This window comes from Microcoleus sp. D3_18_C2 (assembly GCF_036702395.1).
Lineage (GTDB): Bacteria > Cyanobacteriota > Cyanobacteriia > Cyanobacteriales > Microcoleaceae > Microcoleus.
This window is the reverse complement of the sequence record NZ_JAUBTG010000052.1, coordinates 22,103-45,968: the sequence shown is the minus strand read 5'-3', so window position 1 is coordinate 45,968 and position 23,866 is coordinate 22,103. Positions and strand designations below refer to the sequence as shown.

Sequence of the window (23,866 nt, the reverse complement as noted above, 5' to 3'; positions counted from 1 at the left end):
AACCAAAATTGGGACGTATTCTCCGCTTATAAAGCCAGTTTAGGCTTTGTTTGGGCTTAAAATTTGTTTAAGTCCCGCTAATCCGGTTGAAAAACTCTCGGAATCATCATTAGGCTGGTAGGGCGGGCTTCACCAATCTGCACAATTAGCCAAAGATCCGGGTGAACCCGCCCCAAACGATGCGATTTTTAAATCTAAACCTTAGCTAAAATCGCTTCCGGCTGCTGACTTTGTGCCGCCACTTCCTCTAAATCAGCACCGTAAATTTCACAGCTATTATTCGGACTTTCAATCAGTTTAATCTTGTGCAACTCGGCGCCCAATTCCCGAACGGGCGATCGCAATAATTGCCCGATCCGAACAGCTATATTCTCCGCAGTAGGCACAACCTTCTCAAAATAAGCAATATCCTTATTTAAAAAAGTGTGATCGAACGGTTCAACAACATAATCATCAACGGCTTTTTGCAAAGCTCCCAAATCAGCAATCATGCCAGTCCGCGCATCCATTTCCCCTTTAACAGTCACCTCTAAATGATAATTGTGACCGTGACCGTTGGGACGAGCACATTTGCCGTAAATTTCCGAGTTTTCTTCAAAGCTCAAATCGGGACGAGCCAACCGATGGGCCGCGCTAAAATGAGTGGACAAAGTTAGATAAGCTTCCATTCCGTTTCCTAAATATTCAGCCCAAAGTTCGGGATGTTCAAACAATTGAATTTTGGTCACAGGCAAATGAGGGGCTAGGCGCAGCCAAATTTGCCGTGCTATGTTTTCGGTAGTTGGCAGAGTCTGCTCAAATTCCGGCCACGCTTCGTTGAGAAAGGAAAAATCGAGATCCTTGATAACTTCCCGCTTGATGACGTGCTTGACATCAGACAGGTTGAGCACCATGCCGTACTCGTCGAGTTCGCCTATCATGGAAACGTAAAGAACGTAATTGTGTCCGTGTCCCGGTGCGCGGGCAGTTGGGCCAAACCGCTCAAAGTTCTCGGCTTCGCTTAACTCCGGCAGCCAGTACCGGTGACTCGCCGAAAACTGTGCCCGACGATTGATGATGCACTGCATAAAAGTCAAGTAGGGTAAGCTTGTTAAGTTCTGTAAAGGACTCGCTTCTTAAGGATAAACTAATTTTTGCTGGAATTTTTCGATTATTTGAGGGTGCTGTAAATGAATTTCTACCAATTTTCCCAATATTGGCAACAAGTCGGCGATCGATCGAGCCACAGATCCCATTTTACGCCACAACACAGATATCCGGCCGAAAATACCGCTACAAAACAGTTTCTCGCCATCTGTTACTAACCCATCAGTTACGAGTCTTTGAGAAAGTACGCGCGTGCGTATCTATCCCCTTGGCGAAGCGTTCCCGAAGGGTAGGGAATAGACCTTTTTTGCCACACAGGACACTCCACAGTTCGAGTTTTTCCCCTAAGCTCTGCAATAGTTAGCAGTTTGCGGTTCAGTTGCGCTAAAAACTAATCACCATTTACCCATTACCAAATATTAATGAATTCGATTACTGCACGAGCCGATCGCTTTTTTGAACATTTCTGGGGTGCGATGACAACCCCGCTATTCTATATCGGGGACACTCATCTGTCCATCAGTGCGATCGTCAAACTCATAATCTTAGCTATATTTGCCTTGATTATAGCTAAGATTATCAGTGAAGGAATCAAGCGCAGTTTGCTAGTTCGGATGGGATTGGATCGTGGCAGTCGAGAAGCAATTTCCACCATCATTAGCTATATTTTAGCAACTCTTGGCTGTATATTTGTCCTGCAAAGTGCCGGCCTCAACCTCACGTCTCTCACCGTTTTAGCTGGGGTTGTCGGCATTGGTTTCGGCTTCGGCTTGCAAAATCTAGCCAGCAACTTTATCAGCGGTCTCACCCTGCTATTTGAACACCAAATTAGAGTCGGAGACTTTATTGAAATAGACAATTTATTAGGAACAGTCGAAACAATTTCGATCCGTTCCACAATTATTAAAACAATTGACGGACTATTTGTGATCGTACCAAATATTAAGTTTGTCGAAACTAACATTATTAACTGGAGTTACAGAGACCCCAGATGTCGCCTCCACATCCCCGTCGGTGTTGCTTACGGATCTGACCCAGTAATAGTTACGGAAGCACTATTAATTGCGGCGCGGATGGAATCGAATGTCTTGTCCCATCCTTCTCCTAAAGTATGGTTTCGCGGTTTTGGAGATAACGCTTTAAATTTTGAACTTTTAGTTTGGATTGACCAGCCACAGGAAAGCGATGCTATTAAAAGTGCAGTAAATTTTTTAATAGATTACGAGTTTCGCCACCGAAATATCGAAATCCCTTTTCCACAGCGGGATTTGTGGCTGCGAAATCCGCAAGAGTTAACTCATTTTTTTCACAATAACAAAGACGAGAATTCCAACGGCAAAGTTTTTCCGCAGAATACCAAACATTCAGCAGATTTAAAATCTAATTCCACCCTTTCTGAACCTAAAAATCCCGTACCTAAATCCCCTAATAATTGGACGCTGCGAGATTTGTTGCGGCGAGTAACTTATTTTGAACAGTGTACGGATTTAGAACTGCGGCAGTTAATTGAATATGGCTACCGACAACTGTTTCCAGCGGGACAGGTGGTATGTAAAGAAAATGACCCAGGCGATTCTTTTTATATTATTCTTTCGGGTACTGTAGAAGTTCTTTCTCAAAAAGCCGATCAGTATATTGCTACGCTTCATGAGGGCGAGTTTTTTGGGGAAATATCTTTGCTGTTGGGTACTCCGAGAACGGCGACTGTTAAAACTAGCGAAGATGCAATTTTGTTTGTGGTGGAACGTCACGATTTGCAAAAACTTTTAAGAGAACAACCCAATTTAGCCGATCAGATTGCTCAAAAATTGTCGGAACCCCAGCAAGCTTTGAGAGACTTGGGATTGTTGGATGGCGACTCTCTGGGACAAACTCCTTTTATTAAAATTCGCAAGCGCATTCAAGTTCTTTTTGGAATTTGAAAGAGGGAAGTTCGGCAACGAGCAATGTACGGGATGTAAAGGATAGAAGGAAGAAGGAAGAGGGAAGTTCGGCAACGGATTTTGTAACGGATGTAACGGATGTAAAGGATAGAAGGAAGAAGGAAGAGGGAAGAGGGAACAATCTGCTTTTATTAAACTTTAATTTTTAATTCCTCCTGCGCTTCCCGCCGCAGTCTAGCGGCAATTCTAAACAGTTCTTGACCGGTGTGCAAGTGGCGATCGTCATAATTGAGGGTAAATAAATACAATTCTTCTATGCCGTCTCCGACTTGATTGATAGAGTAGTAGAGATGAGCGGCAACTCCGGCTACATTAGATGGATTAGGCATTGATGTAAGAAAGTTATGAGCTTTTTTGAGGAACTCGCGGCTGGTTTCGATATAAAGTTGAAACTTTTCTATCAGTTCGTCATCAAATGGATCTGCGGACAATTCGTCTATTTCTTTTTTAAGCGGCTTCAAGATACTGTTGAGCATTCTATTGACGGGTTTGTATACTTTAATCAGCCACTGTTCCATTAGTTCATCCGCGTCCCTTGCTGTTTGTGTTTGCTGGCGGCTGACGTTTGGTGCGGCTGGTGATTGCTGTTCGGTTTGCTCGGAAAATTGGCGATCGTAAGATTGTCTGTGCTGGGGGTCTCCTAATATTTCATAGGCTGCATTGAGGCGGACAATCTCTTCGTGACCCGCTGTGTCGCTGCGACTGTCTGGATGAAATAATTTGACTAAACGGCGGTATGCTTGTTTAATCTCGGCTTGTGTTGCGCTTGGGCTAATCTTTAGGGTTTTGTAGTGATTGATAACGGAAGACACGCTGTTATTTCCTTGAAATCTGGATAATCTGTGAAAAAGTGCTTGACAAAAATATCATTTTTTGCTAAGTTTTTAAGTATTTATCTGATATAAATGTCAAAGATTGTCAGTAAAAAAACTCAGTTTTCAACTTATCATAAATCTATTTTAGAAAAACATTGAGGCTTTGGAAGTGGTAAGCCGATCGACCTTGGGAACTCATATAGCGCTGCTCCCGCCAACAGTTAGCTCCTTCTTTTCTTTTCTCTTCCTTCGCCACAAAAGCGGTCAGCGCCCGCTTCGCTAACACGCCGAAAGCGGTTCAAAAAAAAGCGCCTTCAGAAAATCGGCATCATATCAAATCCGGTAGCATCGTCCTGTATTCATCTCTGTATTCTCTCCCTCTGCGTTCTCTGCGCCCTCTGCGGTTAAATCATTCCGATGCAACCGGAAACGATATCGATCGCGATCGAGAAAGCTACAATCTATCGCCATTCTTTCATCTACTAAAAAGCCAAGCAGAGCGTACAGTCTACGCCCTGCCCTGTGTTTCTGCGACTTGGGCCGGAGGCTAGCCTAGTTGAGGGCCATCGCCAGATTGAGTTCTGGATCTTGGAACAAGGGAGTGCTCAGATAGCGTTCGCCGAAGCTAGGCTGAATCATCACAATCAATTTCCCTGCATTTTCGGGACGCTTGCCGACTTTCACCGCCGCACATAGTGCCGCACCGCTGGAAATACCCGACAAAAGTCCTTCTTCTCTGGCTAAGCGACGGCCGTAGGCGATCGCCTCGTCATCCGTAACAACTATAATTTCGTCGATCGAATCCACATTCAGCACCGGCGGTACAAAACCAGCACCGATACCTTGAATTTTGTGAGGCCCAGGCTTTCCGCCGGAAAGTACCTGACTGTTAGCCGGCTCAACTGCGATCGCCTTAAACTCGGGTTTCCGGGACTTAATCACCTCCGAGATACCCGTAATCGTACCGCCAGTCCCAACCCCAGAAATCAGGAAATCCACTTCGCCGTCTGTATCTTCCCAAATTTCCTCAGCCGTTGTCGAACGGTGAACCTGCGGGTTTGCTGGATTCCGAAACTGCTGCAACATATAGGCATTGGGAGTTTTGTCCACAATCTCTTGAGCGCGGCGGATGCAGCCACTCATGCCCTCAATTCCGGGAGTCAGTTCTAGTTGGGCCCCGTAAGCTCGCAGCATCGATCGGCGTTCCGTGCTCATCGTATCCGGCATGGTCAAAATCAACTGGTAGCCCTTAGCCGCTGCCACCATTGCCAGAGCAATTCCGGTATTGCCAGAAGTCGGTTCCACTAAAACCGTTTTTCCCGGAGCAATCAGCCCTTCGGCCTCGGCTTGATTGACCATATTCACACCGATCCGGTCTTTCACCGATGCTGCCGGGTTCATGCCTTCGAGTTTTACCACAATCCGAGCCAAGCAGCCTTCGGCTTGGGGAATGCGGTTGAGTTGCACCAAGGGCGTCCGCCCTACCAATTCTGTAATGTCGCCAGCAATACGCATAATCTTTGTCAGTTTGTGGTTGAAAGTAAATGTTAATTCCTAGTTGGCAATATTAACTAGATGTAATACATGATATCGAGCTGCCGTCTGCCATTGCGCTTTTCGCACAGATCCTGTAGCGTATATTTTTGCAAAACTGAGTTGGCAATCGATCGAGCTTCTTGCCAAACTTCCCAAATCACCGCACTTTCTACAGTTTGAGCGGGCGAGTCTTTTTCAGAGCGATCGAACTCTGAGCCTTCGAGACAGTTGATAATTTCTAGGAGTGTAATTTTCCACGGTTCCCTCGCCAATATATAACCTCCCTTAGCTCCTCGCTGGCTACGAATCAGCCCGCAGCGTCTCATGGTAGCCAGCAACTGCTCTAAATATCGATCGGGAATATTTTGCTGAGCCGCTATCTGGCGAATTTGCAGAGGCTCGCCTTCATCGTAGCAATCGGCAAGCTCCAGCAAAGCTAAGATTGCGTATTCGCTTTTACAGGAGAGTTCTACCATAATTGCTTCCAATACCAGAATTATCAACTCCGAAGTCAGATTTTAAAATTCTCCTCAATGTTGAGTTCCAAATTCTAACTCCTAACTTTACCTTTTATTATACCCCGGTTTTCCACTGAACTTAATCGACTTTCATCACTCGATCGTTGGAACGCGATCGGCAATCTGAACCCAACAAACCCAGTTTCTCGTTTCAACTCCCTCCCCTTCCACCACTGTCTTACCTCAAGAAACTGGTTGTCTGCCTCTATGACTGATAATTTTTAATTTTTAATATATTCTTGGCGCCCCCTTCCTGCCGCAAACAAAAAAGCCCTGCGCTAGGCAGGGCTAAACTTGGGCTTTAGAGTGGCCAGCAGAGAGGTTATGTTATAACCTCCCTGCCTCCTCTAACCCGCTCTTAGAACGTGAAAGTAGTTCTCAGAGTACCAATGATGATGTCATCATTACGGTCATCTTGATTAGGATTTGTCACCCAAATCACGCCCGGAGTAACAGAAATGTTGTCAGAGAGCTGAAACTTGTAGAACCCTTCGACGTGATAGGAATCATCGTTGCGGAAGCTCCGCAAACTGCTTGCAGCTTCAAGTTTATCCAAGTAAGGCTCACGACCTACCACGAACCCTAGCAAGTTGCCTTCTTTCCCTAAATCGGGCAAAGCCAAGGTGACAGCGTAGTTCCAGATTCTCGCATCGCCGATGCCGAGAATGCGGGCATTGGTTAAACCAGCCCAGCCACCCAGGATAAATCTCGGGCTCAGTCGCAGCGAAGCCTGAGCACCGTAGGAGTTGCTGACAACTTTGCGAGCATTGAAGCCCTCAAAGCCTTCGCTCAAACCGTTGAGAGAATTAGCCACGCCGGTACCTGTGAAACCGCCGAGACTGCCTGGCCCATTGGATAAAGCATTGTCAAACCCAAAGTTACCTCTGCTAAAGTAACCGTGGTTGTAGTTGAAAGCAACTTGCAAGTTGCGTCCGGGGGTAAAAGTCAACTGACCCATCGCCGCGTAGTCGCCGTTCGTCAAGCCTGCACCCCTAGCCGGACTGGCTGCATTTGACGCCAAATAACCGAAGGACAGAGAAGTCGGGCCGAACACGCCGCCCAGCAAGCCCCTGCCACCGAAGGCATAGTCAAAGCCGATACCTGCGCCACCGCCCAAACGATAAATCGGGTTCCGCTGTCCAAAGGTGCTCAATGACCCGTTACCGCCGTCAAAGTCTTCAAAGTAAGGGTTGACAGTCGGCATAATGTCGTCCCAAACGCCAGCGTTAGCTATCAGGCTAACGTTCAGTCGCTGACCGACGGGGAACTTGTACAGCAAGGTGTCGAGGGCAACAACGTTGTCGGTTCTGCCGACAAAATTCCAAGTTTGAGTGCCTTCGCTGGTAGCCCCAAGGTTAAATCTTTGACCGTTGCCGACTTGAAGCCTGGTCAGCAGCAAGTCTCTGCCGGTGAAGCTAGTGTTTAAATTGAGACGCACCCGTTGTTGGAAGACAGCTTCGTTATTGTTGCTGCCGATTCTTTCGCCGTCTCTGCCAAAAACGCTAACGTCGCTACTAAAGTCGTCGCTGAGAGCAAAAATTGCTTCCCCAGTCAGCTTGGTAGTGGTGGAGAATTGGTTGGCTTCGAGTTCGGCTGTCCGAGATTCCAAAGCATCGACGCGACCGCGCAGGGTTGCCAGTTCCGCTGCAAATTCTTCTTGGAGCCGTTGGAGGGCTGCCAAGTCATCTCTCGTAGCGAAGTTGCCAGTGCCACCTCTAATTAGCTCGCTTACCTTGTCTAAGCAAGCATTTAAACCGGCTGCGAATTCGTAGCGAGTCATGGCCCGGTTGCCGCGGAAAGTTCCGTCGGGATAACCGGCAATACAGCCGTAGCGCTCGACTAGGGATTGCAGTGCTTGGAATGCCCAGTCTGTGGGCCGCACGTCGGAGAGTTGGGAAACAGAGGTAACTTGACCTTGAGTTTCGCCCCCGGCAGCACCTTCGCTGCTGTACTCGTTGAGCTGTTCTAATGTGGCGGCTGGGTTTTGCTCTTGTGGTGCGACAGTTTGAGCTAAAGATTCAGCCGGTTGTGGCAAACTTTGTTCTGCCGACTCTGCCACTGCCGGGGCTGGAGTTTCTAATTGAACTGCACCGATTTGCTCCACTCGAGCGGTAGCTGCCGGGGCTGGAATTTCTAGTTGGGCTGCCGGGGCAGAATTTTCTACTGGTTGAGCTACTGTTTGCTCAACTGCGGCTAAAGATTCACTTGTACGTTGTGATGCCGCTTGGGGTTCTACCTCAGCAGGGGCTGTGTTGGCTCCGACGATCGCACTTTCAGTTGTAGGCGTGGCCAAATCTGCCATCGCTGCCTGGGTTTCGCTGCCAGCGACTTGGGAAATTTCTTCTACTGGCTCGGAGGCTGCTGTTGTTTCGGAAACAGCAGCTAAAGCATTTAGTTTCGCTTCGGAGGTTTCAGCGGTTTCTGCTGTTGTTTCGGAAACAGCAGCTAAAGCATTTAGTTTCGCTTCGGAGGTTTCAGCGGTTTCTGCTTTGGCTGCAGCGGGATTGAGCGCATCAGCAGCCTGCTGAGCGTCTGCTGCCATCGCGCTCGAAGAAACTACTAGGGTAGCTCCTAAGACTGCTGGGCTGATTAGTAAGTAACTCCACAAAAATTTCGACATATTCACTCTCATCCTCACACCGATTACAGAGAAACTTTTCTAGTCTTCTATGTGGTCAGTCGTTGCTCAACTAGCATACTCTAAAAAGAGACCTAAAATTCACTTTTTCTTTTGATTCTTTTGGGCTGACTGAGTATATAGATGTGACTGACGGCTGCAGAAAGCCTGTTTTTAAACCTTTACTCAACGGCGTCAAAACCATGCCAGGATTGGGCTGTGGCTTGATTTGACGGATAACACTAGACAGCACCCGATCGCCTATTTACTTTTTAGCACAGCACGCCCGACTCGTCTAGGCTGATTCGACTTTAACATCCAAGCTGTGTCCCAGAACGCTAAAGACTTGGCGGTGATCGAACAATTCTAACAAATCGGCGTTGATTTTATTGTGAGCTGCTTCTTGCCGCAAAATTTTCATCGCTGCCTCTGTTCGCAGAGCTCGCTTGTAGGGGCGATCGCCTGCTGTCAGGGCGTCGTAAATATCCGCGATCGTCATCAATTGTGCTTGAATTGGAATTTCTGACTTGTTTAAACCTCGCGGATAGCCTGTGCCGTCGAGTTTTTCGTGATGTCCGTAGGCAATGTCTGGAACATTTTTTAAATCTTTTGTCCAAGGAATTTGTTTCAGAAACTCGTAAGTGTGAGTTACGTGAAATTCTATTGCCGATCGTTCTTCCGGCGTCAGGTTGCCCCTCGACACCATCAGTTGCAATATCTCGTCTGGGTTCAGCAAAGGTTTCTTTGCCCCATCTATATCTCTGTAAGTTTGTCGAGAAATCTCTCGCAGTTGAGCTAGGGGTTCTGCTGCCAAAATGTGAGGCTCGTTTGCCTCTAGCAGCACTTCCCAGTATTCTGCTAATCTGGTTTTCGCCTCTGCTAGCTTAGTGTCTAGCTGTTCGATTTGCTGGCAGTGAGCGCACTCTGGCTCCTGGATCGGGTGTTTTCGGTAGGCTGAATGCTCCAGCAAGTATTTATATTTAGACTGGACGCATTCCATTTCCAGCGTCCGTTGAGCTAAGCCAAAGCGGTGGCGAATGATTTCTAGCTGTGCGGGGTAGAGCTTTTTCTGTTTGGTCAAAACTGCTTCTGGCACTCCTATTTTGCCAAAATCGTGCAGCAGGGCGGCGTAGCGAAGTTCTTGAATTTGGCGGTTGTTAAAGTAAATAGAGCGCAGTCGTCCGCTGCTGACGGTGTTTACTTCTTCTGACAGGCGTACTGTCAGGGCTGCTACTCGTTCTGAATGGCCGTAGGTACAGGGGTCTCTGGCTTCTATGACTTGCACCGAGGCTTTGACGAAGCCCTCGAACAAGTGTTCTATGCTGTCTTGGAGTTGATTGCGCTCGATCGAGATTGCTGCTTGAGAAGCGAGCGATCGAACTATCCTTTCTTCCCACTCCGAATACTGCTGCGTCGCTTCCCAGGCATTGTCTGCTGTCAGCACCGTATCTGGCTTTGTTTTGCGGTTGATCAGTTGCAGTACACCTATTGTCTCCCCCTGTCGGTTTTGCATCGGCAGTACCATTACCGAGCAAGTGCGGTAATCAATATCCCTGTCAAAACTGCTATCTAGCCGATAGGGTACGCCGGGGGGTAAGTCGTAGGCATCAGATAGGTTCAAACTTTGACCGGTAATTGCCACGTATCCCGCCAAACTTTTGTCTGTCAGTGGCAGGGCAAACTCTTTAAACGACAGGCTCGGTTTAGAAGCATTTTGGGCTACCTTGAACAGCAGCTTAGATGTATCGTCGCTGTGATCTACTAAGTAAACGCTGCCAGCATCGCTGTAGGTAATTTCCCTACTTTTGGATAAAATTAAGTTTAACAAGTCGCCCAAATCTTGGGCGCTCGACAGAGCAGCGCCAATATCTAAAAGCTTTTCTATCAGATCGGTTTTTTCGGCTGCAGCAGACTCGTTCTTGAACTCTGGCTTTTCAAATACGATCATGGTCGGATGATGGGGAATAGCCTGTTATACATTGAACGTTGGGCCTCTCGACTTTTTCACACCCGATTTTAACCCCAAGTCGATTTTTTATTTGCGAGCTTTTCTCTAGCGGGGACTCTTGTTGGGTCAACTGGCACTCTTTTAATCTAGCGCAGAAATCTCTTGGGCTAGCGCAAAGTCTTTCTCAGTTAAGCCTCCGGCATCGTGAGTTGTCAAGTTAAGTGTAACTTTGTTGTAGGAAATTTCTATATCGGGGTGATGTGCTGCGGCTTCTGAGGGGGCGACCAACTTATTCACAAAGGCGATCGCTTCGATAAAATCTTTAAATATACGGGTAGAGCGCAGTTGTTTGCCTTCAACCGTCCAGCCTGACAATTGACTGACGCGCTCTTGAATTTCAGTATTGTTAAGTAGGTTAGCCATAATTTTTTTTCTTTGGGATTAGCAGTGGCAGATTAACTGCCCATGTGTAGAAACCCTGACCAAAAACTATCCGCTCTCACCAATAGTGTTGAGCCTCAAGTTTTAATACTCAAGATTTAACACTATTTGAGGTGAGAGCGGTCTAGCGGGTCTTCAGATTAGAACCTGACTGCCGGGAGAATCCCTAGCTCAGCCTGGTTCCCCGTGGAAGTCGTTTCCCGTTGGAGACGACGGCTGACTGCTAGTGAGCGGCCCCGGCGCACAGCCGGTAGTTTCCAATCTGATGACCCATGCGTTTACTACTTTCTATCATGGGCATCACCTCCAGGTTTAGCTAAATGGCTTAATATTGGAACGCACATCACCTAAATACAAGATTTAAGGTGATGATTTGTGCGCTAGCCATTGCCAGCGTTACCAGAAGAACTTGCGTTCTGAGTATCATTCTAGTATTCACAATTATTAGAATAACACAAGGAATTAGAAGTGGGGGATGCAAATTGAGATTTTTGTAAGATGAGGGCAAATTACTGCTGCTGCAAGGTCTTTGATCGATCTCTACAGCAAGCGGACGATCGCAGTTTTAGCCATTTGTCTATATTTTCTTCAAAATCCGGGCTGTGCGGTTATCAGGTGCATTGCAAATCTGGCGGCGCGGAAAGGTCGATCGATTTCTTGCCAGATAGATAGGATAGTTCACGAGATATAAAGACACAAGTTGTTCTAGCTACAAGGAGAGTTGGTTTTTGTACAAAATCAACTTTTTTTAGGGCGCTAATTCGATCGACTCCTGGAAACAAAAAGCTCCCGCCACCAGGCAGGAGCTTTTTAAGCATTAAGGGTAAAGCCTAAACTGCTTGATCTTACCCTTTTAAAATGCTGGAAATTTTGATATTTCGCGCTGATTACAGTGCGTTACCGCGAGGCAGAACTTCTTCAGGGAAGATGAAGTTTTCGTGGGGTTGGTCTGTCGGAGCCATCCAAGCACGAATGCCTTCGTTAAGCAGAATGTTCTTAGTGTAGAACGTTTCAAACTCAGGATCTTCAGCAGCGCGTAATTCTTGTGATACGAAGTCATAGGCGCGCAGGTTTAATGCTAAACCGACGATGCCAATGGAACTCATCCACAAGCCTGTGACAGGTACGAACAGCATGAAGAAGTGCAACCAGCGTTTGTTGGAGAAGGCAATTCCGAAGATTTGCGACCAAAAACGGTTGGCTGTCACCATCGAGTAGGTTTCTTCTGACTGAGTTGGGTTGAAGGCGCGGAAGGTGTTTGAGCCTTCGCCGTCTTCAAACAAGGTGTTTTCTACGGTTGCACCGTGGATGGCGCACAACAGCGCGCCGCCCAAGATGCCTGCAACGCCCATCATGTGGAAGGGGTTGAGCGTCCAGTTGTGGAAGCCTTGCAGGAATAGCAAAAAGCGGAAAATTGCTGCGACGCCGAAACTGGGGGCGAAGAACCAGCCTGATTGACCCAAGGGGTAAAGCAGGAACACCGAAACAAACACGGCGATGGGGCCGGTGAATGCTAGGGCGTTGTAGGGACGGATGCCTACCAAACGGGCGATTTCAATCTGACGCAGGCAAAAGCCGATCAGTGCGAAGGCGCCGTGGAGGGCTACGAATGTCCACAGCCCACCGAGTTGGAACCAGCGGGTAAAGTCCCACTGTGCTTCGGGGCCCCACAGGAACAGCAGGGAGTGTCCGAGGCTGTTGGCTGGGGTGGAGACGGCTACCGTGAGGAAGTTGGCTCCTTCGAGGTAGGAACTTGCCAAACCGTGGGTGTACCAGGATGTGACGAAGGTGGTGCCTGTTAACCAGCCACCGATGGCTAGGTAGGCGCAGGGGAATAGCAGGATGCCAGACCAGCCTACGAAGACGAAGCGATCGCGTTTGAGCCAGTCGTCGAGTACATCAAATATGCCTCTTTCGGTCTGGGCGCGTCCGACTGCGATTGTCATTTACGCAAATCTCCAAATGGATATAATTACAACGGATCTGTCTCTAGTCATGAGTTTTCCACCGTTGCCTCTGCTTAGCAGAAAACAAGTTGGATTATGAACAGACTTTACTTTTCTTTACCGTATTGACGATTATAGAGGTAATTCTTTACAAGAGCAAGTTTTTCTTAAAAAACTTTTGGCTGTTGACTTTTGACTTGTGCGAAGTCCCCGAAGCCCTCGAAGTCCCCGAAGTCTTTGCCCTGCATTTGGGAACTTCTACTATATAGGAGTCTCTGCGCTTTGCGTCAGAAGCCCCGTGGCTTGGTAGATGTATCGCCCTCAACCTCTGATTTTTCTAAGAAACTGGGTTTCCGTGGGTAAGTCCTATATATATACTGAGGAGAGAGCTCCAAACTTAGGTTTTTAAGACTATATGTTCAGCATTGACATCATTGTGAAAAATACGCCCGTCTCGCTGTCGGTGCAGCGGAAGTTGGAGGAGGACGCTGAGACTGTTTACCAGCAGGTACTGGCGGCGATTCGCAACTCCCAACCGCAAATTTTGGAACTCACCTGCGAGAAAAATCCTGAGAAAAAGGTGGCTGTACTCAGCAGCGAGATTTCTGGGGTGGTGGTTTCTCAGAAATCGGGGGCGTCATCTACAGGCAGATCCCCTGGTTTTGTCTCGATGACAGCAGAATGAGGGCTGGGGGTGTTGGTGCCGATATGAGCCAGTCAGCCGTTGCTGTGCGGGATTTGGGTTTTTGCTGGCCGTCGGGCGATCGAGTGTTGCAAGGTTGCTCTCTGGATGTACCCAAGGGCGAGTTTTGGATGCTTTTGGGCACTAACGGCAGCGGCAAGTCTACGCTGTTGAGGCTGATGGCTGGGCTGCTGCACCCCCAGTCGGGGGAAATTGACCTGAGTGGGCGGGTGGGTTTTGTGTTTCAAAACCCCGATCACCAATTGGTGATGCCGACGGTGGGTGCGGATGTGGCTTTTGGTTTGGTGGAGGAAAAGCTTTCTAATGTTCAGGTGCGGGAGAGGGTGGCGGAGGCTTTGGAGGCTGTGAATTTGCTGGATTTGCAGCGACGGCCGATTTATGCTTTGAGTGGGGGCCAGAAGCAGCGAATTGCTCTTGCTGGGGCGATCGCCCGTCACTGCGAAATTTTGCTGTTAGATGAACCGACGGCTTTGTTAGATCCTGATTCTCAGTTGGATTTGGTGGCGGCGGTGCAGCGGTTGGTGAAAAATCGCGGGATTACGGCTTTGTGGGTGACTCACCGTTTGGATGAGTTGAATTTCTGCGATGGGGCTTTTTTGTTGGAAAAGGGCCAAGTTGTCGATCGGGGAGATCCGGCGCGTTTGAAGCAGCGGTTGATGCAAAGCCAAGATGTTTAGCTGTTAAGCAATTTGAGTCATAGTCGCGGCCGGGGCGGGTTTATCTGAATTTCTCACTTGTGTTGTAGATTAGGGTGAACCCGCCCCTACGGTATTTGTGATAATTAACCCGATATAATCTAACTAAATTCACCGCAATCCTCGATCGCGCAACCAAGCATCTGCCCCAATTGTATCGGCTTCTGACAGCGGTGGTATGACTTCCCAGTTGCGATAATCTATCTTGAGGTCGTAACTTGCTATGTCGTAAGTTTGAGTGAATAATTCCTGCAAATTGATTATAGGTTCGGTATCGCCCGATCGCAGCGGCAAAGGAAAGGCAGGCATCGGGTTTTGCAGGTTAAAAGCGTACAAATCTGCTCTGGGACGGCGATTTCCCCGACACACCAAAACACTATAGTGGCTTTCAATGTCATGGCCAATAACTGGCATTTTTTGACCGCGCCGCAATAAATCTATTTCAATTAAATGAGTGCGACTGGATAAAATTTCTTCTCGCTTTTCTTCGTACATTTGTCGTCCTTTTCCTGTGCGCTTATTGCTAGGCGAGAGGATTTCAATCAGGGTGATTAGTTCTTGGTTTCCTCTTTCTCTAATTTCTAAATAGCCTTCCCGAACCTGGTAGGGCATGGGAATATTTACTGTCAAGGGTTGTGTTGGTGGCGCTGCAACGGCTACGTTTGATGTGATTAATTCGGTTGTAGTTCTTGGCTGAATTACGTTTACATTAGGAATGCCAATTGATAAATTGTCGTCAGCGGTTTCATACATTCTCACTTCGAACGAGACTAAATACTTAGGACGCAGTTGGGGAGACAAAAATCTAAAAATTTCACTAATTAACAAGTGATGTAGGGCAGGCCAGAGTTCGGGATGCTCTAAATACGGATCCATACCGGTAAAGGGAGATGGCATTGATGTGACTCCTTGACTCAAATCTATTTCTAGTTTAGTTGAATATTTCTGGAACAGGCATCTTGCCTGTTTCTTGGGCGGGCTCTCCGGCCCACCCCACAACATATTTTAATGTTTGTGGAACCGGCATCTTACCTGTTGTTCACACTTTTCAACGCTTAAACTTCGATCGACAATTGCATCGGAATTGGAACGCTGTTTTCATCTAAGACAGACAGCGCATTCACGAAAACAATTGTATGCGGGACTGCGGGCATTAAGCGGCGCAGTGCATTTAGGTAAGATTCGGCATCGGGGCGGCGGCTGAAACGGGCGACTGTTAACCGCTGACAGTTGGGGAGGTGGCGAATTATGCACCAAGGCACAAGTCGATCGCGATATGTCGATTGTTTTGGTATCATAGGAAAATCCTTCCCACTTTTGTGGGTGGTGAATGAAAGGCGATCGCTCTAGATTTCTCAGGTCGGAGGGCGATCGCTGTTAATTGTATATTCATTAAATTACGAGTAGTCGTAATTGTCAAGGGCGGAATGGGACGAATTAGACTGCGAGTTCGAGAACTTGCTCAAGAGAAGGGTTGGACTCTTAGGGAAGTCTCCAACAGAACGGGTATTCCATACACTACGATCGCCACCTATGCCAGTTCTCCAGGTATGGCAACTGTAGACTACACAGCTTTGGACAAGATGGCCCGTGCGTTCGATATTGCGATCGAAGATTTAGTTGAGATTTTGGAACAATAAACTGATTTATCAGCGGGAAGATGGGGCTAATACGGTTGCGAGTTCGATAACTAGCCCAGGAAAAGGGTTGGACGCTGAAAGAAGTCTCTGACAGAACGGGAATTCCCTACAGCACGGTTAAAAAATACGCCCAAGCTCCCAAAATGGCAACGGTGGACTACACGGCTTTGCAGAAACTTGCTGCTGTCTTCGATTTGATGATCGAAGATTTGGTTGAGGTTTTGGAAGGGTAAACTGATTTTTGATTTAGTTTTTGCACTTCTTGCAACAGTCCGTCGGGGGTTGAAACCCCCGCCTCAAAGCTCAAGTCGTCTAAAGACGACTGAAAAGGCGATCGAGATCCCCTTCAATCCTTTTTTTGAAATTTTTAGGATTTACGCACGGGTGGTCAGAAACCGGGTTTTTGCGGGAATACTTCGTTACAGCCCGCAGATTTTGCAAAAAACCCGGTTTCTCTGACGAAGCGCATAAGTCCCGATCGCACTCAATTCGATCGCCCATTCTAAAAATCGCAAAAATCTTCAATTCCGGCACGAATTGCCAAAAGTGCGATCGACCCTGCCAGTCTTGATGGTAAGCTGGTGGTTGACGCTAAAAATTGGGCGATCGCACTTATCAGAGCCTCAATTTCTTTTTCTAAGTTTTCCTGCAACTTCTGTTCGACTTCTAATTCAATTTGCGATCGAAGTTTTGCCTCAATTTCCCGTTCTAATGTTTGGCGTAATCGATCCTCCTGTGCTTTTTCCCGTTGTTGTTGTTTTTCGCGATCGATTTCAGCTCTTTTCTTAATTGCTTCCTCAGCGATGCGAATATTTTCTTCAATGGGTACACCTTCAGGAGTACACATCTGCCCGTACCATGTCGCTTGTGAATCTGGGGGATTACGGCGACCAAAAAATATCTGAATCGCTTCATCATCATGCCGATGCGATAGCACGTAAGCTTTTAATTCGGATCTGCTCATTTCATCAAAGTTCGGTTTCATCCAAAAACCTCCAAAGTCAATTACTAGATACGATTACTTGCAGATCATCACTTACGAAAATATACACTTCTGTGGTTTGAGCATTAAAACGGAATAGTTGAATATCTCGGTAGTAGCTAGAGAACATCTGGCAGACGCGCAGACAGGCTTGGGCTTGTTCGTCAGTGGGATTAATCTGAAGTTCCTCAATTGTGGCACAAACTTTTGAATATAATATAACTTACGCATAGGAACCCAGAAACCGGGTTTTTTCGAGAAGACTTCTTGACAGTGCAAAGACTCGGTAAAAACCCGGTTTCTTTGTCGGAGTGCGTAAATCCCGATCGCATTAAAAAGAGGTAGCTTGCGATTTTTAGTTGGTGGGGGCGGGTTTTTTAGATTGTCTATCTGTGTCATAAAGGGTTGGAAAAACCCGCCACCACAGGTCGATCGAGGATGTGCGATATGTCAGATTTTACGGTTAATTCCCCTACTTCATCTCATAACCAAACAAATTCGGATCGACTTCTCCCAAATTCAAATCAGCCAAACCATACTCAGCCCAACGCCTTTCTACCATCGCCGCCACATCCGGATCTGACTCCAAAACTTCCCCCCATTCGTGATCCGTTTCCGGCGGCATCTTCGTAGTAGCATCAATCCCCATTCTGCCTCCCAAACCAATCTTTTCACTGGCAAAATCTAACGTATCAAAAGGCGTATTCGGCAGAATAAATACATCCCGCACCGGATCGACTTTAGAACTAATTGCCCAAACTACTTGACGCGGGTCGCGAATGTTGATACTTTTATCGACAACAATCACAAACTTAGTGTAAGTAAACTGCGGTAAAGCACTCCAAAATGCTAAAGCAGCCCTGCGCGCTTGACCGGGATATGCTTTATCGATCGAGATAATTGCCGCCTTATAACTCAGCGCTTCCATCGGTAAGAAGAAATCGACAATTTCCGATACTTGCTGCCGCAAAATAGGGGTATAAATACGGTTAAGCGCGATCGCCATCATTGCTTCTTCTTTCGGCGGCCGCCCGCTAAATGTGGTCAGATAAATCGGGTCTTTGCGGTGCGTCATGCAGTGGAACCGCACCAACGGCGAATCTTCGACACCGCCGTAATAACCCATGTGATCGCCGAAGGGCCCGTCGGGCAGAACTTCCCCCGGCGTAATCGTTCCTTCTAACACAATTTCCGAGTCCGCCGGTACTTCCAAATCTACGGTTTTGCACTTCGCCAATTGCACGCCGGAACCGCCGTAAAGTCCGGCAAATAACCATTCCGATAAATCTACAGGAATTGGGGTTGCTGCGGCGAGAATGATTAAAGGATCGACTCCCAGGGCGATCGCAACTTCCAACTTTTTACCAGCCTGCGCCGCTTTCCGCAAGTGCCGCGCGCCGCCCCGCACCGATAACCAGTGTACAGTCATCGTGTTTTTTGACTGCAACTGCAACCTATAAACCCCCACATTCGGCGTGCCCGTTTCGCAATCTTTGGTAATTACCAAACCCAGGGTGATAATTTTGCCCGCATCTCCCGGATAAGGGCGAATCATCGGGATTTTGTTCAAATCCAGCCCTTCTCCCTCAATTACCACTTGCTGACAAGCTGGGAAAAAGTCGCGCCCCGGTTTGGCTTTCACTACGTCAAACAGGACTTTGCCGAATTCTATCGCTTGGGAAATCTTTTTCGGCGGTTTTGGCTGTTGCAGCATTCCCAGTTTTTTGCCGAGCTCTTCTAGTTCGATCGGCTTTTCCATGTTCATCGCCCAGCAAACGCGCTCTTCCGTACCCAACAGGTTGATTGCGACGGGGAATTCGGCCCCTTTGACGTTTTCAAACAGCAGTCCAGGGCCGCCTTTTTGCAGCATTTGGTTGGAAATTTCGGCAATTTCGAGGTCGGAATCGACTAAGGCGCTAATCCGGCGCAGTTGTCCCCGTTCTTCGAGTAGTTTTAGGAATCCCCGCAAGTCTCTAGCCATTTTTTTTAAGAATTGTTAACGTTCTTTTGTTATTATGAGCCGATCGACTGCCACAAGTTACTCCTGAACCGCTCAAAAGATACGTATTTAACGAACCGCGAAGACGCCAAGGGCGCGAAGGAAGAGGAAGAAGAAGATAGGTAATGCCTTGTTGGGTTGGGGAGTAGGCTGCATAATGGGTTACATGAAATGTCCAAGATGCGAATCTGACGAAGTTCGTAAAAACGGCCGTCCCAACGGGCACCAGCGGTATCTTTGCAAAGCTTGCCGCAAACATTTTTTTGACCCGCCCAGTCCGCCGTCTTTCAGTCGCAAATGCACGGAAACACGGTTAAGCGAAGTTATCCCGCAAGGAATCGAGTCTGCAACCACCACAGAGTCCGGCGGGATTGCGATTTTGCTGTTAGATGCCGAAAATCTGAAACTTAAGGTTAATACAGAACAATTCTTAGCCGATTTGTGCGACTATCCCCTGCAAGTTAAAATTGCTTTTGCTAACTGGAAAAATCCGAGTATCGGCAAGTTGGATGCTGAACTTTACGATCGCGGTTACGAACTGATTCACGTTCCGGGCGGTGCTAATAGTGCTGACGGTAAAATGATTGCTTTTGGCGCGGCTATTTTATATCGATATCGGGATGTAAAACAAGTTTTTGTCTGTTCTTCGGACGGTTTGTTAAATCATCTTTGCAATCAGTTGCAAAATCAGGGAGTGACTGTGTTTCGGGTGCGTCGGCAAAATTCAGTTTTATCTGTAGAAAACTGTCAGAATGGTGAGAGCAAGCACTATTCTTGCGAAAGGGAAGAGGAAATCCCTAGTTTTGCAGAATTGGCTAATCAAGTTGCAGAGTTGTTGAAGGCTGAACACAAATCTATTGATGAGCGGATCGCTCGTTTTTCTAGTGTGGCTGAGCTTTTTCAAGAGCGCCACACTATTGTTTTCCCTTCTACAACTTCCCCTGCTGCACTGTCGGAGTCAGCAGAAGACAAAATTTCTTCTGGGACTAAAGAGTGTATAACTCCTCTTGTCGTGGATCTAGATATTGAATCCCAAAAAGTTCCCGAAACCAAGTCAGTCAATTCAATTGGGATTCATTCGCTGGATGCTTTAGAAAAGATACTTGTAGCAATGATTGCGAAAGCGATAGTTGATTTAAAACAAAATGCTATTCCCGTCACAACAATCAAGAAACAATTTTATACTAAATATCAGTGTCATGCCGATTTAATTGTGAAAAATTTTTTGCCGGATTCTAGTCTAATTAATTTTTTTAAATCGCGTCCGTCTGTTTTCAAAATGGAATTGCTCGGTAACGAACATCAAGTGGCGATCGCTCCAAAAGCAGCAGCATCTTCAAAAACACAGTCCTCAGCCGCCCTGGAAGCATCTATAGCAAATATTGTATTGGCATTAACTGCTAAATCTCCAGGCAATTACATTGGCATTAACCAGGTAGCCACCGAATTTCACAAGCAATACGGTCAACCAATTACTAAAAAGCTGCAATCGCTGCATTTGGGTAGCAATTTTCACGATTTTTTGCAGTCATGCCAAAAATTCAAAGTTCAGAAAAAGGGTAAGGAGCATCAAGTGGCGATCGCCAAAGTTACGGATTAAATATATGACTCAAAAGTCATAAATTGTGAGGGTAAGGTGCCCTTGGACGTACCTTACAAGCTATAGCAGTCGCCAAGGTGCTTCGGTAACGCTTGCTCTTGGACTACGCTCATGTACTCCCTGGCGATCGTATTCAAGATTAAGGTCAAACAGACAACTTTTCGCCTCTCAGGTTTTAATCGGGCGGCCCACTTTTCTTGCAACCAGTCCGAGGCTTTAACCCTCTGTTATCGAATTGCTTACCTATTTTTAACCATTTTTGATTAGCTATTGTGATAAATTATCAGAGGACATCAGTTATTTTAAATAACCATCTACTAGCAATCATTAGTTATTAGTTTTTAAAGCTAATTTTTTGAGTCAGTTTGCAGCGACTCAATTACTGAATAATAATTAATCCCTCACTAACTAGCACGAAAAATTAATTATTTTTAAACTATCAATACACTCTCGATCGCCAACAATCAAAAGCCCAGGTTTAAATGAAAACTGCCCCTTCGCATCTGCCACCTGAGTCTAAGCTTTGGCAGCGCAATTTAACCTCAGCTATGTGGAAAGAATATGCTTTACACGCTCTATTGGGAATACTCGGATGTATTCCCGCATTCATCACCCTAGGGATTATTACAGTCCTGATTTATGAAACAGCAATTTTCTTCCAAGAAGTACCTTTGTGGAGATTTTTGACAGATACGCAGTGGACGCCGCTTTTTCCCAATAAAACCTTTGGTATTATGGTACTTGCCAGCGGCACATTGTTGACAACGGCGATCGCCATGACTGTTGCCGTGCCTGTTGGCTTCCTCACTGCCATCTACCTCAGCGAATACGCTCCCCATAGAGTGCGTTATCTGCTCAAACCCTTTATAGAAACTCTATCGGGCATCCCCACTGTAGTCTATGGCTATTTTGCTCTGTTATTTGTTACCCCGCTGCTGCAAAAACTTATCCCCAATCTAGCCGGGTTTAGCCCTTTAAGCGCAGGTTTAGTCACTGGCATAATGATTGCACCTATTGTATCTTCTATGAGTGAAGACGCTATTCAAAATGTCCCAAAACGATTACAGGAAGCAGCTTATGCTTTAGGTTTTACAAAACCAGAAATTATCACTAAAATAATTTTACCAGTCGCATTTCCAGGCATCATTGCCTCCTTTACATTAGCAGCTTCTCGCTGTTTGGGAGAAACCCTGATCGCCTCCATTGCAGCAGGACAAAATCCCCAATTTGCTCTGAATCCGCTAGAAGCAGTATCGACAATGACTGCTTTTATAATTCAAGTAAGTTTGGGCGATATACCTATAAATTCTCTAGAATTTCACACTATTTTCACAGTAGGGACGGTCATATTTTTGATGACCTCGATCCTCAACACACTGAGTCACTTGCTTGTCCGGCGTCACCGCGATTTAATGTTAGAAGTCCCAATTGGCAGCCCGGAGGTAAATCAAGAACATTTAGCTATTAATTCTCGGTCAGATATCGCTCAATACTCCCCTCAAAAAATACCGAAATTTACTCACATTTTTCAGCCTGATTTCACCAAACGTCACTTCCTAGATCGAATTTTCATAATTCTCACAGTTATTCCACCTTTGGTTTTAATAACCGTTCTAGGGCTTTTATTATTTGATGTGTCTCAAGATGGTCTCTCGCGCCTTAACTGGCAATTTATCACGTCATTTGCTTCCAGAAACCCCGAAGAAGCAGGAATTTACGTAGCCTTAGCGGGAACTTTTTGGTTGCTGGGATTAACTGCAATTTTCGCTACTCCCATTGGAGTAGGAGCAGCCATTTATCTCGAAGAATATGTCCCCAATAATCTATTTAGCCAATTCCTTGAAATTAATATTGCAAATTTAGCAGCAATGCCCTCTATTATTTATGGCTTGCTAGGGCTGGGAATATTTGTTCACGGATTAGGATTTTTAACTGGCAAGTACAGTTTACTTTCTGCGTCCCTCACCCTATCCGTAATCGCTTTACCCACCATAATTATAGCGACTCGTTCAGCACTGCGCGCCGTTTCCCATAGCTTGCGGGAAGGAGGCACCGCTACAGGAATGACTCGGTGGCAGGTTTTGTGGCATCTAGTCCTGCCATCTGCAATGCCCGGTATTTTAACGGGAATTTTTTTATCCCTTTCCCGTGCAATTGGTGAAACAGCCCCGCTAATTGCGGTAGGTGCATCTGCTTTTATTACCTTTACGCCCGCTTTATCTCTGGAGGGGTTACGCAGTCCTTTTACCGCTCTACCAGTTCAAATATTTAACTGGGTTTCTCGACCTCAAGCCGATTTCCAACAAAATGCGGCAGCAGCAATTATCTTGCTAATTGGCATTCTATTCGTGATGAATATTTTAGCTATAATATTGCGAGATAGCTGTAGCAAAAAACAAGCATAAAATATCAAAAAGCAATTAGCAATTCCCGCCAAAGTACCACTAAAATTCCGCACCTGTAAACCTAAAAATCAAGGATTAGGAGTGTAAGGGATAAATTATTGCTTCTTCCTTACACCCCCTATCTGCAATTCCCAATCGCCAATACCCAGTTTCTTTGTACCTATGCAAACAGATTTTGAATTGCCAACACCCCTAGAAGCTATTTTGCGAGTCCAGCAACTATCGGTATCCTACAATGACATTTTAGCCCTAGAAGGAATCAATATGGAAATTTACAAAAATCAAGTTACAGGATTTATCGGCCCTTCTAGCTGCGGAAAAACGACTCTGCTGCGCTGTTTTAACCGCATTAACGACTTAGTTAAATGCGCTAAAATAACCGGAAAAATTACTTTTTACGATCGAGACATCACAGAGTTCAATCTAATAGAAGTTTGCCGCAGGATCGGTATGGTCTTTCAAAAACCTAATCCATTCCCCAAATCTATTTACGAGAACATTGCTTTGGGACTTCGCGTCAATGGCTATCGGGGAAATATTGACGAGCTTGTCGAAGATGCTCTCCGTCAAGCAGCGCTGTGGGACGAAGTAAAAGATCTGCTTAATAAAAATGCTATGACTTTATCAGGCGGCCAGCAGCAGCGACTTTGCATTGCTAGAGCCTTAGCACTGCAACCAGAGGTAATTTTGATGGATGAACCTTGTTCAGCGCTTGATCCAATTTCAACTTTACGCATAGAAGAATTAATTAACAGGCTGAAGAAGCATTACACAATTGTTATAGTCACGCACAATTTACAGCAGGCTTCAAGAGTGGCTGACCTTGTTGCTTTTTTTAATATCAAGATTCAAGAAGGAAGGCGAGTCGGCGAGCTTGTAGAGTATGCTTCAGCTCCTTCTATTTTCCTGAATCCTCAACATAAAGCGACTTGTGATTATGTGAGCACTTACAGCCGCATAGAGAGTGTAATTAGTTAAAAAGTTAGGGTGCG

General features: G+C 46.4%; 21 protein-coding genes and 1 pseudogene. 9 read left to right on the top strand and 13 right to left on the bottom strand.

What is annotated here, in order from left to right; all coding sequences use genetic code 11:
• Positions 1 to 194: 194 nt before the first annotated feature.
• Positions 195 to 1,067: a 6-carboxytetrahydropterin synthase gene (locus QUA88_RS23675; protein WP_333055196.1), complete on the bottom strand. Its 873-nt coding sequence runs from the start codon at positions 1,065 to 1,067 to the stop codon at positions 195 to 197.
• Positions 1,068 to 1,508: 441 nt separating this feature from the next.
• Here QUA88_RS23675 and QUA88_RS23670 point away from each other — a divergent pair, with 441 nt between their 5' ends.
• Positions 1,509 to 3,008, top strand: coding sequence for a cyclic nucleotide-binding domain-containing protein (locus tag QUA88_RS23670; protein ID WP_333274149.1), 1,500 nt, complete (start codon positions 1,509 to 1,511; stop codon positions 3,006 to 3,008).
• Positions 3,009 to 3,160: 152 nt separating this feature from the next.
• On the opposite strand, the gene QUA88_RS23665 is transcribed toward QUA88_RS23670, so the two are convergent.
• The 7 genes from QUA88_RS23665 to psbD all read right to left on the bottom strand — a co-directional run bounded on the left by QUA88_RS23665 (position 3,161) and on the right by psbD (position 12,850).
• On the bottom strand, positions 3,161 to 3,841 hold the full coding sequence (locus tag QUA88_RS23665; RefSeq protein ID WP_333055200.1) for a J domain-containing protein: 681 nt from the start codon (positions 3,839 to 3,841) through the stop codon (positions 3,161 to 3,163).
• A gap of 555 nt (positions 3,842 to 4,396) precedes the next feature.
• Positions 4,397 to 5,359 (bottom strand): cysteine synthase A, encoded by a 963-nt coding sequence (cysK, locus tag QUA88_RS23660; RefSeq protein WP_333055201.1) that lies wholly within the window; start codon positions 5,357 to 5,359, stop codon positions 4,397 to 4,399.
• A gap of 56 nt (positions 5,360 to 5,415) precedes the next feature.
• A complete protein-coding gene (locus QUA88_RS23655; RefSeq protein ID WP_015176708.1) occupies positions 5,416 to 5,856 on the bottom strand; it encodes an RrF2 family transcriptional regulator in 441 nt (146 codons plus the stop codon).
• A gap of 400 nt (positions 5,857 to 6,256) precedes the next feature.
• The gene (locus QUA88_RS23650; protein WP_333274146.1) at positions 6,257 to 8,518 is read right to left on the bottom strand and encodes an iron uptake porin; all 2,262 of its coding nucleotides are present in this window, start codon (positions 8,516 to 8,518) and stop codon (positions 6,257 to 6,259) included.
• Between the two features lie 292 nt (positions 8,519 to 8,810).
• Positions 8,811 to 10,463 carry an HD domain-containing phosphohydrolase gene (locus QUA88_RS23645; RefSeq protein ID WP_333211581.1) on the bottom strand — a complete coding sequence of 551 codons (1,653 nt, stop codon included), beginning with the start codon at positions 10,461 to 10,463 and terminating at the stop codon, positions 8,811 to 8,813.
• A 141-nt stretch (positions 10,464 to 10,604) separates the two neighbouring features.
• A complete protein-coding gene (locus QUA88_RS23640) occupies positions 10,605 to 10,886 on the bottom strand; it encodes a 4a-hydroxytetrahydrobiopterin dehydratase (RefSeq protein ID WP_333274143.1) in 282 nt (93 codons plus the stop codon).
• 905 nt (positions 10,887 to 11,791) lie between these two features.
• Positions 11,792 to 12,850 (bottom strand): photosystem II D2 protein (photosystem q(a) protein), encoded by a 1,059-nt coding sequence (psbD, locus tag QUA88_RS23635; RefSeq protein ID WP_333055206.1) that lies wholly within the window; start codon positions 12,848 to 12,850, stop codon positions 11,792 to 11,794.
• A gap of 89 nt (positions 12,851 to 12,939) precedes the next feature.
• Between psbD and QUA88_RS23630 the strand changes: the two genes are divergently transcribed.
• The 3 genes from QUA88_RS23630 to QUA88_RS23620 all read left to right on the top strand — a co-directional run bounded on the left by QUA88_RS23630 (position 12,940) and on the right by QUA88_RS23620 (position 14,230).
• Positions 12,940 to 13,119, top strand: a complete 180-nt coding sequence (locus tag QUA88_RS23630; RefSeq protein ID WP_333055207.1) for a hypothetical protein — start codon at positions 12,940 to 12,942, stop codon at positions 13,117 to 13,119.
• A gap of 146 nt (positions 13,120 to 13,265) precedes the next feature.
• Positions 13,266 to 13,535 (top strand): hypothetical protein, encoded by a 270-nt coding sequence (locus QUA88_RS23625; RefSeq protein ID WP_190663726.1) that lies wholly within the window; start codon positions 13,266 to 13,268, stop codon positions 13,533 to 13,535.
• Positions 13,532 to 14,230, top strand: a complete 699-nt coding sequence (locus QUA88_RS23620) for an energy-coupling factor ABC transporter ATP-binding protein (RefSeq protein WP_445243057.1) — start codon at positions 13,532 to 13,534, stop codon at positions 14,228 to 14,230. Before QUA88_RS23625 ends, QUA88_RS23620 begins: the two co-directional genes overlap by 4 nt.
• A gap of 129 nt (positions 14,231 to 14,359) precedes the next feature.
• Here the strand turns inward: QUA88_RS23620 and QUA88_RS23615 are convergent, their stop codons facing one another.
• Entirely contained in the window at positions 14,360 to 15,145 is a 786-nt protein-coding gene (locus QUA88_RS23615) for a DUF4058 family protein (RefSeq protein WP_333274137.1), read from the bottom strand.
• A gap of 158 nt (positions 15,146 to 15,303) precedes the next feature.
• Positions 15,304 to 15,546 (bottom strand): hypothetical protein, encoded by a 243-nt coding sequence (locus QUA88_RS23610; RefSeq protein WP_333055211.1) that lies wholly within the window; start codon positions 15,544 to 15,546, stop codon positions 15,304 to 15,306.
• A 129-nt stretch (positions 15,547 to 15,675) separates the two neighbouring features.
• On the opposite strand from QUA88_RS23610, the gene QUA88_RS23605 reads away from it, so the two are divergent.
• Positions 15,676 to 15,888 carry a helix-turn-helix domain-containing protein gene (locus QUA88_RS23605; protein ID WP_172192515.1) on the top strand — a complete coding sequence of 71 codons (213 nt, stop codon included), beginning with the start codon at positions 15,676 to 15,678 and terminating at the stop codon, positions 15,886 to 15,888.
• A 65-nt stretch (positions 15,889 to 15,953) separates the two neighbouring features.
• Positions 15,954 to 16,121: pseudogene (locus QUA88_RS23600) on the top strand (helix-turn-helix domain-containing protein); the annotation flags it as partial.
• A 269-nt stretch (positions 16,122 to 16,390) separates the two neighbouring features.
• Here QUA88_RS23600 and QUA88_RS23595 read toward each other — a convergent pair.
• From QUA88_RS23595 to QUA88_RS23590, 3 genes are all read right to left on the bottom strand, one after another.
• The gene (locus QUA88_RS23595; protein WP_333055213.1) at positions 16,391 to 16,873 is read right to left on the bottom strand and encodes a DUF6887 family protein; all 483 of its coding nucleotides are present in this window, start codon (positions 16,871 to 16,873) and stop codon (positions 16,391 to 16,393) included.
• A gap of 16 nt (positions 16,874 to 16,889) precedes the next feature.
• Positions 16,890 to 17,048, bottom strand: coding sequence for a DUF6888 family protein (locus tag QUA88_RS29565; RefSeq protein WP_445251910.1), 159 nt, complete (start codon positions 17,046 to 17,048; stop codon positions 16,890 to 16,892).
• A gap of 294 nt (positions 17,049 to 17,342) precedes the next feature.
• A complete protein-coding gene (locus QUA88_RS23590) occupies positions 17,343 to 18,851 on the bottom strand; it encodes a UbiD family decarboxylase (protein WP_333055214.1) in 1,509 nt (502 codons plus the stop codon).
• A gap of 175 nt (positions 18,852 to 19,026) precedes the next feature.
• On the opposite strand from QUA88_RS23590, the gene QUA88_RS23585 reads away from it, so the two are divergent.
• From QUA88_RS23585 to pstB, 3 genes are all read left to right on the top strand, one after another.
• Positions 19,027 to 20,469, top strand: a complete 1,443-nt coding sequence (locus QUA88_RS23585) for an IS1/IS1595 family N-terminal zinc-binding domain-containing protein (protein WP_333055216.1) — start codon at positions 19,027 to 19,029, stop codon at positions 20,467 to 20,469.
• A 482-nt stretch (positions 20,470 to 20,951) separates the two neighbouring features.
• Complete coding sequence (gene pstA / locus QUA88_RS23580) at positions 20,952 to 22,874, top strand: phosphate ABC transporter permease PstA (protein WP_333055217.1); 1,923 nt, start codon at positions 20,952 to 20,954, stop codon at positions 22,872 to 22,874.
• 162 nt (positions 22,875 to 23,036) lie between these two features.
• A complete protein-coding gene (gene pstB, locus QUA88_RS23575) occupies positions 23,037 to 23,852 on the top strand; it encodes a phosphate ABC transporter ATP-binding protein PstB (protein WP_333055218.1) in 816 nt (271 codons plus the stop codon).
• Positions 23,853 to 23,866: the final 14 nt, after the last annotated feature.

Bases quoted from the DNA above. Each gene is read 5' to 3' on its own strand.
- QUA88_RS23675 (WP_333055196.1), bottom strand. From the start codon at position 1,067: ATGCAGTGCATCATCAATCGTCGGGCACAGTTTTCGGCGAGTCACCGG.
- QUA88_RS23670 (WP_333274149.1), top strand. From the start codon at position 1,509: ATGAATTCGATTACTGCACGAGCCGATCGCTTTTTTGAACATTTCTGG.
- cysK (WP_333055201.1), bottom strand. From the start codon at position 5,359: ATGCGTATTGCTGGCGACATTACAGAATTGGTAGGGCGGACGCCCTTG.
- QUA88_RS23655 (WP_015176708.1), bottom strand. From the start codon at position 5,856: ATGGTAGAACTCTCCTGTAAAAGCGAATACGCAATCTTAGCTTTGCTG.
- QUA88_RS23650 (WP_333274146.1), bottom strand. From the start codon at position 8,518: ATGTCGAAATTTTTGTGGAGTTACTTACTAATCAGCCCAGCAGTCTTA.
- QUA88_RS23645 (WP_333211581.1), bottom strand. From the start codon at position 10,463: ATGATCGTATTTGAAAAGCCAGAGTTCAAGAACGAGTCTGCTGCAGCC.
- QUA88_RS23640 (WP_333274143.1), bottom strand. From the start codon at position 10,886: ATGGCTAACCTACTTAACAATACTGAAATTCAAGAGCGCGTCAGTCAA.
- psbD (WP_333055206.1), bottom strand. From the start codon at position 12,850: ATGACAATCGCAGTCGGACGCGCCCAGACCGAAAGAGGCATATTTGAT.
- QUA88_RS23625 (WP_190663726.1), top strand. From the start codon at position 13,266: ATGTTCAGCATTGACATCATTGTGAAAAATACGCCCGTCTCGCTGTCG.
- QUA88_RS23620 (WP_445243057.1), top strand. From the start codon at position 13,532: ATGAGGGCTGGGGGTGTTGGTGCCGATATGAGCCAGTCAGCCGTTGCT.
- QUA88_RS23615 (WP_333274137.1), bottom strand. From the start codon at position 15,145: ATGCCATCTCCCTTTACCGGTATGGATCCGTATTTAGAGCATCCCGAA.
- QUA88_RS23610 (WP_333055211.1), bottom strand. From the start codon at position 15,546: ATGATACCAAAACAATCGACATATCGCGATCGACTTGTGCCTTGGTGC.
- QUA88_RS23605 (WP_172192515.1), top strand. From the start codon at position 15,676: ATGGGACGAATTAGACTGCGAGTTCGAGAACTTGCTCAAGAGAAGGGT.
- QUA88_RS23595 (WP_333055213.1), bottom strand. From the start codon at position 16,873: ATGAAACCGAACTTTGATGAAATGAGCAGATCCGAATTAAAAGCTTAC.
- QUA88_RS23590 (WP_333055214.1), bottom strand. From the start codon at position 18,851: ATGGCTAGAGACTTGCGGGGATTCCTAAAACTACTCGAAGAACGGGGA.
- QUA88_RS23585 (WP_333055216.1), top strand. From the start codon at position 19,027: ATGGGTTACATGAAATGTCCAAGATGCGAATCTGACGAAGTTCGTAAA.
- pstA (WP_333055217.1), top strand. From the start codon at position 20,952: ATGAAAACTGCCCCTTCGCATCTGCCACCTGAGTCTAAGCTTTGGCAG.
- pstB (WP_333055218.1), top strand. From the start codon at position 23,037: ATGCAAACAGATTTTGAATTGCCAACACCCCTAGAAGCTATTTTGCGA.